The organism is Halomonas sp. 3A7M (genome assembly GCF_014897875.1).
Classification (GTDB): Bacteria; Pseudomonadota; Gammaproteobacteria; order Pseudomonadales; family Halomonadaceae; genus Vreelandella.
The window spans coordinates 121,204-135,313 of record NZ_JABUZD010000174.1; the positions used below are offsets into that span (position 1 = coordinate 121,204).

Annotated in this window: 14 protein-coding genes; 2 read left to right on the forward strand and 12 right to left on the reverse strand. The window is 53.2% G+C overall.

The genetic code is table 11. The features are described 5' to 3' along the window. Nucleotides 1-17: 17 nt before the first annotated feature. A complete protein-coding gene (locus INT19_RS18565; RefSeq protein WP_193061820.1) occupies nt 18-917 on the reverse strand; it encodes a hydroxypyruvate isomerase family protein in 900 nt (299 codons plus the stop codon). Between the two features lie 47 nt (nt 918-964). After that, on the reverse strand, nt 965-1,852 hold the full coding sequence (locus INT19_RS18570; protein ID WP_193061821.1) for a sugar phosphate isomerase/epimerase family protein: 888 nt from the start codon (nt 1,850-1,852) through the stop codon (nt 965-967). A 328-nt stretch (nt 1,853-2,180) separates the two neighbouring features. Here INT19_RS18570 and INT19_RS18575 point away from each other — a divergent pair, with 328 nt between their 5' ends. Further along, nucleotides 2,181-3,047 carry a DMT family transporter gene (locus INT19_RS18575; protein WP_193061865.1) on the forward strand — a complete coding sequence of 289 codons (867 nt, stop codon included), beginning with the start codon at nt 2,181-2,183 and terminating at the stop codon, nt 3,045-3,047. A gap of 44 nt (nt 3,048-3,091) precedes the next feature. Here the strand turns inward: INT19_RS18575 and INT19_RS18580 are convergent, their stop codons facing one another. The 8 genes from INT19_RS18580 to INT19_RS18615 all read right to left on the reverse strand — a co-directional run bounded on the left by INT19_RS18580 (nt 3,092) and on the right by INT19_RS18615 (nt 10,198). Beyond that, nucleotides 3,092-3,616 (reverse strand): DUF192 domain-containing protein, encoded by a 525-nt coding sequence (locus INT19_RS18580; protein WP_125751138.1) that lies wholly within the window; start codon nt 3,614-3,616, stop codon nt 3,092-3,094. Next, nucleotides 3,613-4,818, reverse strand: a complete 1,206-nt coding sequence (locus tag INT19_RS18585) for an ABC transporter ATP-binding protein (protein WP_268763025.1) — start codon at nt 4,816-4,818, stop codon at nt 3,613-3,615. Before INT19_RS18585 ends, INT19_RS18580 begins: the two co-directional genes overlap by 4 nt. Then, nucleotides 4,811-5,479, reverse strand: coding sequence for a molybdate ABC transporter permease subunit (gene modB / locus INT19_RS18590; RefSeq protein ID WP_193061822.1), 669 nt, complete (start codon nt 5,477-5,479; stop codon nt 4,811-4,813). The genes INT19_RS18585 and modB overlap by 8 nt, the downstream gene beginning before the upstream one ends. Further along, complete coding sequence (modA, locus tag INT19_RS18595) at nt 5,479-6,246, reverse strand: molybdate ABC transporter substrate-binding protein (protein ID WP_125751145.1); 768 nt, start codon at nt 6,244-6,246, stop codon at nt 5,479-5,481. The genes modB and modA overlap by 1 nt, the downstream gene beginning before the upstream one ends. Before the next feature lie 3 nt (nt 6,247-6,249). After that, nucleotides 6,250-7,734: a pyruvate kinase gene (gene pyk, locus INT19_RS18600; RefSeq protein WP_193061823.1), complete on the reverse strand. Its 1,485-nt coding sequence runs from the start codon at nt 7,732-7,734 to the stop codon at nt 6,250-6,252. Nucleotides 7,735-7,831: 97 nt separating this feature from the next. Next, entirely contained in the window at nt 7,832-8,680 is an 849-nt protein-coding gene (locus INT19_RS18605) for a glutathione S-transferase N-terminal domain-containing protein (RefSeq protein WP_089039710.1), read from the reverse strand. Between the two features lie 92 nt (nt 8,681-8,772). After that, a complete protein-coding gene (locus INT19_RS18610) occupies nt 8,773-9,264 on the reverse strand; it encodes an ureidoglycolate lyase (RefSeq protein WP_089039711.1) in 492 nt (163 codons plus the stop codon). 112 nt (nt 9,265-9,376) lie between these two features. After that, nucleotides 9,377-10,198, reverse strand: a complete 822-nt coding sequence (locus INT19_RS18615; protein WP_193061824.1) for a bifunctional allantoicase/(S)-ureidoglycine aminohydrolase — start codon at nt 10,196-10,198, stop codon at nt 9,377-9,379. A gap of 281 nt (nt 10,199-10,479) precedes the next feature. On the opposite strand from INT19_RS18615, the gene INT19_RS18620 reads away from it, so the two are divergent. After that, nucleotides 10,480-11,928 (forward strand): YfcC family protein, encoded by a 1,449-nt coding sequence (locus INT19_RS18620; RefSeq protein WP_193061825.1) that lies wholly within the window; start codon nt 10,480-10,482, stop codon nt 11,926-11,928. 103 nt (nt 11,929-12,031) lie between these two features. Here the strand turns inward: INT19_RS18620 and INT19_RS18625 are convergent, their stop codons facing one another. Next, complete coding sequence (locus tag INT19_RS18625; protein ID WP_193061826.1) at nt 12,032-12,904, reverse strand: MurR/RpiR family transcriptional regulator; 873 nt, start codon at nt 12,902-12,904, stop codon at nt 12,032-12,034. A 22-nt stretch (nt 12,905-12,926) separates the two neighbouring features. Further along, entirely contained in the window at nt 12,927-13,871 is a 945-nt protein-coding gene (gene puuE / locus INT19_RS18630) for an allantoinase PuuE (RefSeq protein ID WP_193061827.1), read from the reverse strand. Nucleotides 13,872-14,110: the final 239 nt, after the last annotated feature.

A 14,110-nucleotide genomic window follows, 5' to 3' on the forward strand; every position in this document is an offset into this window, starting at 1 on the left:
TTGTTGTTCGCGCCGAATCACACATCGCAGCGCTGAATAGCCGCTTGTAGTGATTCTATTTTTGCCTGTTGGCTAGTACGGTCAGGGAGAAATTCTTGGGCGATATAGCCCTGAAAGCCGGTATCTCGAATAGCGCGGCAAATTGCGGGGTAGTTAAGTTCTTGGGTGTCGTCTATTTCATGGCGCCCGGGCACACCAGCAGTATGGTAATGGCCGAAAAAGCGATGGTTTTCACGGATAGTGCGAATAACATCGCCTTCACTAATCTGCATGTGATAGATGTCATAGAGCAGTTTGAAGTTGGGCGAATCGAGGCGACGGCAAAGCTCGATCCCCCATGCAGAGTTGTCGCAAAGGTAATCAGGGTGGTCGATTTTGCTGTTGAACAGCTCCATCTGTAGCACCACGCCTTTTGCCTCTGCCTGGGCAAGAATCTGCTTTAGTCCCGTTTCGGCATTTTGCAAACCCTGTTCAGGGTTCATACCTCGGGCATTGCCGCTAAAACAGATGAGATTGGTGTAACCCGCTTGGCTGACCAGATCGATATGTTGAAGGTATCGCTCAATCAGCGCTGAGTGAAAGCGGGTATCGCCCCAGCCATCTTCAAGACTCAACTCAGCGCCATTACACATGGAGGAGTCGAGTCCATACCGCTGAAGCACAGGCCACTCTTCTGGCCCCACCAAATCAATCGCCGTAATGCCCAGCTCGGTTGAAAGCTGGCAAAGCTCTTCCAGAGACAGAAAATCAAATGTCCAACGGGCGACCGAATGATGAATATTGCCTTTTAGTGCCTGCTGAGCAGGCGCATCGTCAGCTAGGGCTCGAGATCCAAGCTGAGGTAGCGCCGCCAGACCAATAGCACCGGTAACGCTGTGGCGCAGCAGGCTACGCCGATCAAGAAGGTAGCGCTTCATAAAGTATCCTCGCGTTCGTCACCTAAATGAGATGGCCTAGGCGTGCATTACTCTTCTCGAAGCGCTGTCAGTTTTTCCTGCAAGAAGCTGTTGCCCTCGGTAATCACCGCTTCTGCGTCGAGTGGCATATCGTGTTCGATGATGTACCACTCAACATCAGCGGCCTCGGTGGCGGGCAAGATGGCATCCCAATCCAGTACACCTTCCCCGAGTGTCGCGAAACCGCCCTCTTCTTCAGCGGTGCCTTCTGGAGCATTATCTTTGGCGTGAACGGCAAACAGTTGCCCATCGAAGCGCGAGACATACTCAACCGGGTCAAACCCGCCACGTGCCACCCAGGCGATATCCAACTCTGCCAGCAGATCAGATCCAGCCGCATCAAACAGATGCTCTAACGCGGTTTTACCGTCATACACTTCCATCTCGAAATCATGGTTGTGGTACGCCAACCGGAAACCTTCGGTATCGAGCTCAGCGGCAATCTCACCTAACTCTTCACCCAGCGCCTGCCAGCCCTCGACATCGCTAGGCCGTGCATCCTCGGCTAGATAAGGCACTGTTAAGGTGTCATTACCCACCGCCTGATTAAACTCCACCGTTTCATCTAAGCGATTGCGCAAATCGTCTAGCTGTACATGACTTGAGATCACCTCAAGCGCGTGTTCTTCTAACAAAGCGTTGAGTTCTTCGGCTGATACTTCCTGGGTTCCGACCGTCTCAATGGCAGAGATTCCCGCCCGATTTACGGCGGCTAACTGCTCCTCCAAATTGCCAAAATCACGCAGCGTATACATTTGAACAGCAATGGGTAATTCTGCTGTGCTGCTTTGTTGAGCTTGAGCAACGCCAGGCATACTCAGCACTGACAGCGTCACTGCGCTAGCAGCCAGCAGAGCCTGTGTGCCCAAACGTTTTGGGCGTAGCGGGGTATCCATATCCACCTCATTGTTGTTGGCTTGTTATGCGTTGTAAAAGTGCCGACGCCAAAAATGTAATCGGTTACATTTTTTTAGAGCATCACCGAAACATATGCAAGAAAAGGCTGATTTATTGGTCTTCGATGAGTGGATGATAACGTTATTAAAACGTCAATTAAGGAGTAAATTATTGATTATAAAGTTTTAAATATTGTTAAAAAGAAACTTTAAACTTTGGTATGACGCACTACAACAACACAGTGGAACCGTAGTGTTTTGCATTATTTTTGCAGTCACCCGAGCTGCTATAATGAGCATCTTTTTTCATCTAGCCATGGATATCACCGTGCCACTACGCGACCTGTTGTTAGGCCTATTTGTCATCGCCATTTGGGCGCTGAATATTATTGTCATAAAGGTGGGGGTGGCGGAGCTACCGCCACTACTAATGACTACCCTGCGCTTTGCGCTGGTCGCTGTCCTATTGGTGCCTTTCTACCCTGTCGCTCGCGCTCAGCTGCCTTTTTTGCTCTTACTCTCTTTCACGTTTGGCAGCCTGCATTTTGCGCTGCTGTTTATCGGTTTAGGCCAAGCAGAAGCAGGCACTGGTGCACTGTTGGTACAGATGGGTATGCCGTTTGCCACGCTACTGGCAGTGGTATTTCTTAAAGAAAAACTGGGAGCAAAGCGCATCGCGGGGCTGCTGTTCTCTTTCGCGGGCATCATTGTGCTCGCAGGCGGGCCAACGTTGCCCTCGCCACTGCCGCTGACGATTCTTTTGTTAAGCGCGTTTGGCTGGGCAGTTTCCCAACTGTTGATTAAGCGCGGTCCGCCTATCGCTCCCTTAGCACTGGCAGGCTGGGTAGCGCTGTTTGCGGTTCCTCAGGTCGCGTTAGGGTCTTGGCTATTTGAAACAGGCCAGTGGCAGGCCATTCAGCAAGCAAGCTGGCGCGGATGGGGAGCGATGATTTACACCGCGGTAATGTCATCAATTGTTGCTTATGGCATTTGGTATGCCTTACTACGCCGTCATCCTGTGAATCGCGTGGTACCAATGACCTTACTGGTACCGGTACTTGCTGTTGGCTTGGGCGTGCTATTGATGGGCGACAGCTTAGGAATCCATAAGCTGGCAGGCGGGGGGCTTGTGGTAGCCGGTATTGCTCTGATCGTGCTCAACGTTGGTAAGCGTCGTCCAGCAAAGCCATTGTAGTACGCCGGTGTCGGCGTACTGTTTCTAAGTGCCTGTTATAAGTGCTATGCATCAGGGCGGCAAAACCCAGCCAAAGCAGGGACTGATACACAGTCGCCCACCTGGATACCACGCTCAGCGAAGTAGCCTGCGTTAACTTCCAGCGCAGCATGATAAGACGCACCTGCGGGGTATGCGGGGCACTCACGAGGGCTATCGGACGCGCAGGGTTGCATGGTGTTGATCGCCACAATCCGCCCTTCGCCGTTGATAAAAGCAATATCCAAGGGGATTAACGTGCGGTACATCCAAAAGGCGTTGCCAGCGGGCTGTTCGCTCTCGAACCGGAACAGCATGCCACGCGCTTCCGGCAGGTGCTCGCGTTCCATTAAGCCGCGCTGTCGCTGAGCGGCGGTCTCGGCAACTTCAACGTCTAATCGATGAGGGCCTTCCTGGCTGTGAACCGCTAATGGCAATGTCGAGGCTTGGCGAGATTCATCAGCCCAAGCGCTCAACAGCGGCAACGGTAAGCTCGCCGCTAGTGAAACTCCCAAAGACGTCTTCAGTAGCTGACGGCGAGTAACAGTCATGGCAGGTTCCTTTTATGGTGAGAGGGCATGTTATTAGCGGACTGGTTATTTGAAGCTAGGTTATTTGAGGATATATGGCGTGACGACATAGCCACATGTTTTCCTGACATAATATGAATGCCTTCAGCAAGCAGCGACACATATACCGGCTCCCCCAGTGCTAGCTGGTTGCGCCTAGCAGCATGGGTGGCAATATCGAAACGTAGCATATCGCCATGCAAAACGCGCAGCGAGATTGAGGTGATACCGCCGAGAACGATCATTTCATGCACAATAGCGGCCACCGGGTTTTCACGCTCACCCTGTGAAGGCCGACCACGGCGATGCAACACAATATCGGAAGGCGGTAAGTACCACGTCACTCTCTCACCCAGCGGCAGACCAGAGAGGCCTGCGGCAACCTCTAAGTATCGATCCCCCCACTGCAGCCGTTTGTGACCATTAACACTGGTTACTTCACCCTCAAAAATATTGTGGCGATCTAAAAGCCTTGCCACCAGCGGCGAAGCAGGCCGCCGAAATAGTGCTTCCGGGCTCCCCTGCTGAAGACTTACGCCGTTATGCAGCACGCAGATTTGATCTGCTAGCGCAGTGGCTTCTTCTAAATCGTGGGTAACCAAGATAATGGGAATCGATATTTGCTGACGCAACAGCGCCAGTTCTCGCTGCAATCGGCGTCGGGTCACCTGATCAACGGCTGAGAAGGGTTCATCTAGCAACAATACCTGCGGTTCACGAGCTAAGGCGCGTGCCAGCGCCACTCGTTGGCGCTGGCCGCCAGAAAGCTCGTTAGGAAAGCGCTTTTCCAGCCCCTCCAAACGCACATTGGCAAGCCACTGCTGCGCACGGAGCGGACGTTCAGAATAAGGAAGATGTCCCAGGGCAAGCTGGACATTCGCTAGCGCACTGAGATGGGGAAACAGCGCATAATCTTGAAATACGATGCCGATTTTTCGCTGCTGGGGGGTAAGCGAGTAGCGCCGCTCCGTTGCTAACCAAGTGCTGCCCAAACATGCCACATGGCCCTGCTCTGGCTGATACAGGCCAGCGATAGTACGCAGTAACGTGGTTTTGCCACTGCCGGACGGGCCTACCAGTGCTAGAAGTTCGCCCGCAGGACAGCTAAATGTCGCATCCAGCGGTATCGGACCGCACTGCTTAGCCATTACCTCCAGCCCACTGCCCGTATTCACTTTAGCCACGTCCCCACCTGCGCTTGCCTGCAAGCCCGTATACCAGACCTAGGGTCGTTAACGACACCAATAACAACAGCGCTGACATACGTGCGGCCCCCTGCTCATCGAACGCCTGGACCCGATCATAGATAGCAATCGCTAGCGTGCGGGTTTCCCCATCAATCGCACCACCGACCATTAAAATCACCCCAAACTCTCCCAACGTATGGGCGAATGTTAATGCGAGAGCGGAAAGAATGCCCGGCCATACCAGCGGTAGTTCAATGCGCAAAAATGTTTGCCAAGGGCTCAGCCCGCTGCACCAGGCAGCTTCACGCAGATTAGTTGGCACATTCTCAAACGCACGCTGAATAGGCTGAATTGCAAAAGGTAAATTAGCGATTAGTGAGGCGAGCAAGATACCGCTAAAAGTAAAGTTGAGCCCGCCTCCTGTTAACAAAGCCCAAACACTTCCCAGGGGAGCGTCACGGCCAAATTGTTGTAGCAAGTAAAAGCCAAGCACGGTGGGTGGCAACACTAACGGTAACGCCACTAGCGCTTCGCATAGCCCTTTGCCGCGAAAATGTGCGGTAGCCAATGCACGGCCTAGCCACACCCCAACGGGCAGCAAAAAAAGACAGGTCAAGCCTGCTAAGTGCAGCGATACCGAGAGCGCTGTCCAGTCCATTAATCTGTATTAAAACCGTACTGTTGGAAAATAGCCTGCGCGTCTGCTTGCTGAAGCCATGCATAAAAAGCCTGAGCCACCTCTCCTGCCTGAGGTGTAAGTACCATACGTTGACGCAACGGTGTGTGCCACGCTTCGGGAATCAATACAAACTCACTTCGCTCGCTGAGGGTTGGAGCCAGCACTAATGAGTACGCTACTAACCCACCCCGGGCATCATCCGACAGAGCAAACTGCAGCGTTTGCGATACATTTTCGCCTTGAATGCGCAATGGCTCGCTAGCTTCCCACAGCCCAGCCTGTAGCAATACCTCTTGAGCAGCAACTCCGTAAGGCGCGTGCTCAGGGCTGGCAATCGCGATACGCTGACGCTGCCCCTCCTCAAGTGCGGCAATAGCTTCATAAACACCAGCAAGCGGCGTGTGTGCCTCAGGTGGTGGGTACTTTCCTTTAGGCTGCGCCCACGCTAGCCGACCACGAGCGTAAATAACGCCCTCGTTATCGACGTGGCCTTGTTGATAAAGCGCTTGTACAAAAGATTCGTTCGCCGAGAGAAATAGCTCAAAGGGAGCCCCTTGAGCAATTTGGCGGCGAAAATTTCCGGAGGAACCAAAATTGAGGCGCAGGGCATGGCCCGTTTGCTGGGTAAAGCGTTGCGCAGCCTCTTCCAGTGCAAACTGCAGATTAGAAGCTGCTGCAATAATAGGTGCGCCTGCAAACACAGGCGCAGTAACAAACAGTAAATACGTTAATAGCAGGATTCGCATCAATCAGCGCTGCGCTTGCTCAATATGCTGTTCGGTAATTGCCATGATCTTCATGGTATTAGTGCCGCCATGAGCGTTCATATGATCACCTCGAGTCAGTATCACATGATCGCCAAGCTTAACAACACCCTGCTTAACCAACAGCGTCAGTGCTTCGTCATTCAACTCTGTGGCGCTCATTGCTGAGGTATCAAACGGCAGTGATACAACACCACGATAAAGCGCCATACGGCGTTGAGCAATGGGGGTGTGGGCAAGTCCTACGATAGGTAAGCCTGAACGAATACGCGAGGCAATTAGCGGCGTATAACCCGAAGAGGTCATACAGGCAATCGCAGTCACGCCTTTCATATGGTTAGCAGCATACATTGCCGAAAGTGCAATGGTTTCGTCTGGCCGTGAGAAACCTTCATGAATACGGTGTCCTGACTCTTGGGCAGTTTTCTCACGCTCGGCGCCTAAGCATACTCGTGCCATCGCCTCAACGGTTTCCAGTGGGTAATCACCTGCAGCCGTTTCGGCGGAAAGCATTACCGCATCACTGCCATCCAGCACCGCGTTGGCAACGTCGAATACCTCTGCACGGGTAGGCAGCGGCGCAGAAATCATGCTTTCCATCATTTGCGTGGCGGTAATCACAGCGCGGTTAAGCGAACGTGCGCGCTTGATCATGCGCTTCTGCACGCCGACCAACTTGGCATCGCCAATCTCGACCCCTAAATCACCACGCGCCACCATGACCGCTTCTGATGCTTCAATAATGCCGTCAAGGGTTGTCTCATCCGCTACGGCTTCAGCACGTTCCACCTTGGCAACTAAGCCAATATCTTTACCTGCTTCACCGAGTAGACGGCGCGCCTCTAACATATCTTCCGCATGACGAGGGAATGAGATAGCAAGGTAGTCGACACCAATCTCAACAGCGGTTTTTAGGTCAATTTTATCTTTCTCGGTCAACGCGGGAGCAGAAAGCCCACCGCCCTGTTTGTTAATACCCTTATGGTTGGAGAGCTTACCGCCCACCACCACGTCGGTGTGTACCTGTTGGCCATCTACTCGTGTGACATCCAGTACCACACGACCATCATCTAGCAGTAGGCGGTCACCGGCCGTCACATCTTGCGCCAAGGTTTTGTAGTCGCAGCCCACTTGGTGCACATCGCCCGCATCACCATCAAGCGCCATATCGAGAATAAACGGCTGGCCCTCTTGAAGAACCACAGCGCCCTCTTTGAAGCGCGCGATACGAATTTTAGGGCCTTGAAGGTCACCCAGCGCTGCGACACTTCGGCCCAGCTGAGCAGCAATCTCGCGCACGCGCATTAAGCGTCGACGATGATCATCCGCGGTGCCATGCGAGAAATTTAAACGCACCACATCAACACCCGCCGCTAACATGGCTTCTAAGACACCTTCCCGGTCGCTGGCGGGGCCCAGGGTGGCGACAATTTTAGTACGACGGATCGAAGAGAAGTGCAGTGCGTTCATAATTTTCCTAATTATTAATAGAATGAGAATAAAAACTTAATAAGCGTTCATCAGCGTGGGGACGACTACCTCTGGCGCGTCACCACTCACAGGGTAACTACTGTGCCAACGCCTGCTGGATGAACAGCTCGCAATGCTGCCGTGCAGGACGGTTTTGCAGCCCCGCCCAGTAATGTTCGAATTCAGGACGGCGTGGAAGAGTTCCAAACTGCATTCCCCATCCAATGTGGGAACCGACATAAACATCGGCGGCGCTAAAAGCATCACCAGCGATGTAGCGGCGTCCATTAACGGCCGCAGCCAGAACCTCAATCACCGTCGCAAAGTCGCCAGAACCTAGCCGCATACGCTGCTCTGCATCAGGTTGGAAGCCCAAGCTATTAAGCGAGGCAGCGGCTTCTAGCGGCCCAGCAGCGAAGAATAACCAGCGATAATAGTCGCCTCTTGCTGAAAGCGGCGGTGCCAAACCAGCCTCGGGGAAAGCATCGGCAAGATAAGCACAGATAGCGGCAGCCTCCGTGACCACTCGCTCACCGTGGCGAATAGCTGGTACCTTGCCCATCGGGTTGATGGCTAAATAGTCTGGCGAATGCATTGTGGACCCATACTCCAGGACCACTAAGCGATAAGGCACACCAAGCTCTTCAAGCATCCAGTGCACAATGCCTCCCCGCGAAAGGGGATGCGTATAGAAAACCAGTTCGTCAGACCGTTCGGCGGCTGGCTCACTGAGCGTTGGGGGAGGTAATTGAGCGCTAGGCGGGAGAACATAGCCTTGGCCTGGTTCACTAACAATCTCGACCCCAACGGCTCTAAGCACAGCAATATCTTTGTAGAGAACACTCAGCGGTATACCTAGCGCTTCAGCCAGATCCGCACCGCTGACTGGGTCGTCGTAGTGACGCAGCATTTTGAGTAGTTTTGGCAAACGGTGGGCTTGTGACATGCTGGTCTCCTACGCGCAATGTGCGCTCTATTTTTCTCGTTCAGTCAAAAGCTAACCTGAGCAAGATGACAACCGTATGCTGTTAGCGCAAGTTATTCGCCTAGAGTAACGGTAATATCAAGCGAATACTCATCGCAGTTATTGCCATCACCTCCCCTATCTACCACTAAAAACTCGCCCTCACGCTCAAGCACCGACTGAATAGCATGCCAAGTGCCTGCCCGGTAATTGACGCCCTGACGGCCATCAGTAACGAACGCGCGTACATCTGCAGCGTTAATGGTGTCACCAGGGGGGGCTACCACCACAATAAAGCGCTCTTGATGCAGCGGCATAAAGGCTTGGCTACCCTGAGGGTGACGCTCTAAAAAGGTTAATTCCAACGGTAGCGTAATCGGCTGGCTGACAAAAATATTAATCAGCGCATGGGCGTTGTCGCCTAATGTCTCAACGCTCGCCAGATCATGATGGCGCTGGGTACGACCAGCATTAATGGGAAACGACGCTGATGTGCGGGCATCTATCACATCGCCAAAAGGCGCAAACGCCTCGGCTGTTAGTGGTTCGGCTATCAATTTAATCATTATAAAATCCTAAAATAGGCTGCTTCTCCGAATAACAACACAGCGAAGCAGCCAACGCCGGAACTTATATACCAGAACTTGTATACCAGAACTTAAACGCCTGAGCTCAATGCTAGAGCTTGAGTGCGGCGTGGCGGTTGACGTCTTTGTACAGTAAGTAGCGGAATGGCCCCGGACCACCGGCGTAACACGCTTGAGGGCAGAATGCGCGAAGCCACATAAAGTCGCCTGCCTCTACCTCAACCCATTGCTGGTTAAGGTGATACACCGCCTTCCCTTCCAACACATAAAGCCCATGCTCCATCACGTGAGTTTCATCAAAAGGAATCACGCCACCTGGCTGAAAAGTCACGATATTGACGTGCATGTCGTGGCGCACATCAGCAGGATCGACAAAGCGCGTGGTTGCCCAGCGACCTTCGGTTCCCGGCATTTCGAGGGGAGCAATGTCTTGCTCATTGGTGACAAAAGCCTTCGGTACGTCTAGTCCCTCTACAAACTGATACGCTTTACGCACCCAGTGAAAACGTACGGGCGCAGATGACTCATTGCGCACTTGCCAGTGGCTACCTGGGGGAAGAAACGCATAGCCACCGGGGCGCATCGTGTGGCGCTCACCCGCCAGAGTAAGCGTTAACTCACCTTCCACAATGAACAGTACGCCTTCGGCCTGGGGGTCTAACTCCGGCTTTTCACTGCCGCCCTCAGGCTGTACTTCCATAATGTATTGCGAGAACGTTTCAGCAAAGCCTGAAAGCGGACGCGCCAGCACCCATAACCGAGTGCCTTCCCAGAAAGGTAAGTTGCTGGTGACGATATCGCGCATCACGCCTTTGGGAATCAACGCATACGCTTCTGTGAACACGGCACGGTCAGCGGTTAGCTGTGTTTGTGGCGGATGCCCCCCGGTAGGGGCGTAGTAGTTAGCTGGCATTTTAGAACCTATATGACTTAGTGAAGACACAATACTCTCATATTGTATACAAGATTAACGAGCCACAATAAAGCGATTTAACGAAATACTTATGAAACAATTCTCCCAAGAGTAAATTATTTGGCAACTTTCGTTTCATAAATCTAAAACTATACGGATATGCCCATATACAGCAACTTTGGTCGACCTGCTCGTTGCTTCCACAGACCATGTCGTTGCTCCAGGTAAGTATTAATAACAATAGCCGTCATCTATGGCGGTCTTATAACGCGAGGCATAACATGTCCCAACGTCCCCTCTCTTCGTCTTCCTCTGATAGCCCTGCGGCTAAAAAAAGCTGGTGTCGGATCCCTGATATTTACGTGGTTCTGTTCATTTTTATCGGCTTAGCAGCAATAGCGACGCATTTTGTGCCTGCCGGGCAGTTCGAGCGTGTTCCTGGCCCCAATGGTCGTATCACTATTGACCCGACCTCTTATGAACAGATCGCCTCCTCACCGATTGGTATCATCGACTTTATGCTGGCGATCCCGAATGGCTTGATGAGTGCCGGTGAAGTCGTCTTTTTCACCTTCATGATTGGCGGTATGTTCATGGTGCTAAGGCGCACCGGTATTATTGAAATAGGCGTTGATAAGCTGACGCGTCGCTTTGCACGACAGAGCCTGCTCACTATCCCCGTATTAATGACGGTATTTGCACTGATCGCGACGGTTATCGGTACCCAGGAGTTGGCGCTGGTCTATGTGCCGGTTATCTTGCCGCTAATGATTGCCTTACGTTTCGATTCAGTCACTGCAGCGGCAGTGGCACTTTGTGCCACCACCGTCGGTTTCACGACAGGGGTACTCAACCCAATCAATACCGGCCTCGGGCAGCAACTCTCAGATCTTCCTCTCTACTCCGGCTATGGCTTGCGCGTCATGGCGTTTGTGGTGATGTTAGCCGCGGCCATTTTCTTCGTTATGCGTTATGCCCGCAGGGTGCACCAGACTCCTTCGCTTAGCCTGCTGAGCAGTGACACTAGCGAATCCGAAAAACGTACGCTTTACCAGCATGCTGACAATAGCCCTGCCTTAATCGCCACCGCTCGCCAGAAACTGGCTGCCGTTGCCACCTTCGCCTTCTTCGCGGTACTCGTCTATGGCGTGCTGCAGCAAGGCTGGTTCATGATGGAGATGGCAGGCCTATTTATCATCATGGGGATTGTAGTGGGCCTAATCGCAGGCCTCGATACCGACGAAATATGCGCTGGCTTCAACCAGGGCTTCCGCGATGTACTAGTTGGGGCCATGATCGCCGGCGTCGCGCGGGGTGTTGCGGTGATGCTGGAAGATGGCCAAATCATGGACACGCTGGTGTTTGGGCTTGGCAACCTCGTCGGAGGCCTGCCCACCCTGCTCTCAGCGATTGGCATGTTCTTCGCCCAGCTAGGCTTCAATTTCATTGTCCCCTCCGGCAGCGGTCAAGCGCTGGTCACCATGCCGCTGATGGCACCGCTCTCCGACATCATCGGCGTGACCCGCCAAACGGCGGTGCTGGCGTTCCAGTTGGGTGACGGTATCGGTAATATCATTTACCCAACCTCGGGCTACTTTATGGCGACCCTGGCGCTGGCGGGTGTACCGTGGCAAAAGTGGGTCAAATTCTTCTTCCCACTTTTTTGCGTCTGGATAGCGATTGCCCTGGGCTTTCTTATTTTCGCTCAGGCAACACAGTGGACAGGTTAGCGCACGGCAGAGATGGGTTTGTAAGTGAGCATTTTGATCGGACTCGCGCACGAGGCTATTTTTAACGCCATATTGTCGAGCGCAGACAGTTTTCGTGCAAAGCCTACTGGGCGCCCCAGTCCACGCTGGTGGGCGCTTCCAACTCACTAAGCTCAGCGTAAACATCGCTGATCGCGCTGATGCGCTCTCGCCCTTCTGCAAGGCGCCGATGCAGTACGCCGTTGGCGATCAAGCAGATCAGGCTATTGGCGGCGGCGTAGCTATCGAAAGCGGAGAGACTTTCCAGCGGCGCTTCAAAAAACCAAGTTACCTGTGAGGCAAAATTGATCGCGGTGGGGTCAGCCAGTAAGGCTACCTTGGCAGGTGTTCGCTCAAGTGCATCAATTAGCGAAGCAAATGCCGCTGGGCGGCGGCGAAAACCAAATAGCACCACCACGTCTTGCTCGGTGAGATCAACAATCTCTTCCGCTAACGACTGATTTGGGTGAGGAACCACCCGCACCTGGGTACGCGCCTGAATCAACTGCTGGCGAAAATGCAGCGCTAGCGGGTAGCTGTTACGAAAGCCGATCACGACCACATGACGCGCGCTATCCAACCGCTCTACCAGTGCCGCAAATTGATCCGCCTCAATGCCGTTTAAGCAGCGCTGTAGATTATCCTGCTCCCGCTGCAAATGGCGCTGAAACGGTGCCCCGGCCTCTTCCTGCATGGCGTTGGGGTCGATCACCAAAGGCACGCCCAAGTTACGTAGCTGGCGGGCGTGGTCTTTAACGGTGCGGTAGCTCTCAAACCCCAGCCGCTTGAATAGGCGGCTAACCGTCGATTTGGACACCCCAGTCAAACGCGCCAAATCAGCGGCGCTATACACCGCCAGATCATCAAAGTGATCGAGGATAAAACTCGCCACCCGCTGCTCCTGGGCAGTTAGCGCGTCAAACTGGGCGGTAATCCGCTGTCCGATATGCGGCGTCATAGCATCCTATTAAGCTGCTTAATTAACGAGTTGCAGGGTGATGTTCCGCCCAGTGACGGGCGATATCAACCCGCCGGGCCACCCAAACACGGTCGTGGCTTTCGATGTAATCCAAGAAGCGCTGTAGGGCGCGGAAACGCCCAGGGCGACCCAATAAGCGGCAGTGCATGCCCACCGAGAGCATTTTGGGCGCCTCCTCTCCTTCTGCGTAAAGTACATCAAAGGCATCGCGCAGGTAGGTAAAGAAGTGATCCGCAGTGTTGAAACCTTGCGGCGCGGCAAAGCGCATATCATTGCTGTCCAGCGTGTAGGGCACAATCAGGTGGTTGTGGTCACTTCCCTGACTATCGGTCACCTGCGTCCAGAAAGGCAAGTCGTCGCCGTAGTAGTCGCTATCATAAAGGAAACCGCCTTCGTCTAGCACTAAGCGCCGGGTGTTGGGGCTATCGCGCCCGGTGTACCAGCCTTGTGGCTTCTCACCGTAAAGACGCTGGAAAACCTCCATGGCTTTCTGCAAGTGCTCTCGCTCAACGTGCTCGGGCACTTCCTGATAGTGAATCCAGCGGTAGCCGTGACAGGCAATCTCGTGACCTAACTCTTTAAATGCCTGGGCGACATCAGGGTTACGCTCCAGCGCCATGGCAACGCCAAACACCGTGAGAGGCAAATCACGCTTTTCAAATTCACGCAGAATGCGCCACACCCCGGCGCGGGAGCCGTACTCGTAGATAGACTCCATGCTCAAGTGGCGATCCGGGTAAGCCGGTGCGCCGATGATTTCCGACAGGAACTGCTCTGACCCTGCGTCGCCGTGAAGGACGCAGTTCTCCCCGCCCTCTTCATAATTCAGCACAAACTGAACAGCAATTTTCGCCTTGCCTGGCCAATTAGCATGAGGGGGAGTGCGACCATATCCCACCAGGTCGCGAGAGTAAGCATTCGATGGTCGATTAGATGAATGAGGCATTCAACGGCTCCTTTTATACGATTGTAGATAGCTGGTTGCAGAGCATTTTATTGAAATTAAAGATCTACAATACAGAAAATAATTGTATACAAAATAGCGACTTTATAGAACAACCGCAATCCAACAACCGCTTAATTAGCTGAGATGGCTAGCATTTTAAAGTAGGCAAGTCGCTAACCTGTTGAAACTTGAACATTTGGTCAAGCGACGCCGATACTTTAAGCGCATAAAAAGGCTTG

Excerpts from the sequence above, each read along its gene's own strand:
- INT19_RS18615 (WP_193061824.1), bottom strand. The coding sequence starts at position 10,198 with ATGCCAGCTAACTACTACGCCCCTACCGGGGGGCATCCGCCACAAACA.
- INT19_RS18565 (WP_193061820.1), bottom strand. The coding sequence starts at position 917 with ATGAAGCGCTACCTTCTTGATCGGCGTAGCCTGCTGCGCCACAGCGTT.
- INT19_RS18625 (WP_193061826.1), bottom strand. The coding sequence starts at position 12,904 with ATGACGCCGCATATCGGACAGCGGATTACCGCCCAGTTTGACGCGCTA.
- pyk (WP_193061823.1), bottom strand. The coding sequence starts at position 7,734 with ATGAACGCACTGCACTTCTCTTCGATCCGTCGTACTAAAATTGTCGCC.
- modA (WP_125751145.1), bottom strand. The coding sequence starts at position 6,246 with ATGCGAATCCTGCTATTAACGTATTTACTGTTTGTTACTGCGCCTGTG.
- modB (WP_193061822.1), bottom strand. The coding sequence starts at position 5,479 with ATGGACTGGACAGCGCTCTCGGTATCGCTGCACTTAGCAGGCTTGACC.
- INT19_RS18580 (WP_125751138.1), bottom strand. The coding sequence starts at position 3,616 with ATGACTGTTACTCGCCGTCAGCTACTGAAGACGTCTTTGGGAGTTTCA.
- INT19_RS18620 (WP_193061825.1), top strand. The coding sequence starts at position 10,480 with ATGTCCCAACGTCCCCTCTCTTCGTCTTCCTCTGATAGCCCTGCGGCT.
- INT19_RS18570 (WP_193061821.1), bottom strand. The coding sequence starts at position 1,852 with ATGGATACCCCGCTACGCCCAAAACGTTTGGGCACACAGGCTCTGCTG.
- INT19_RS18605 (WP_089039710.1), bottom strand. The coding sequence starts at position 8,680 with ATGTCACAAGCCCACCGTTTGCCAAAACTACTCAAAATGCTGCGTCAC.
- INT19_RS18610 (WP_089039711.1), bottom strand. The coding sequence starts at position 9,264 with ATGATTAAATTGATAGCCGAACCACTAACAGCCGAGGCGTTTGCGCCT.
- puuE (WP_193061827.1), bottom strand. The coding sequence starts at position 13,871 with ATGCCTCATTCATCTAATCGACCATCGAATGCTTACTCTCGCGACCTG.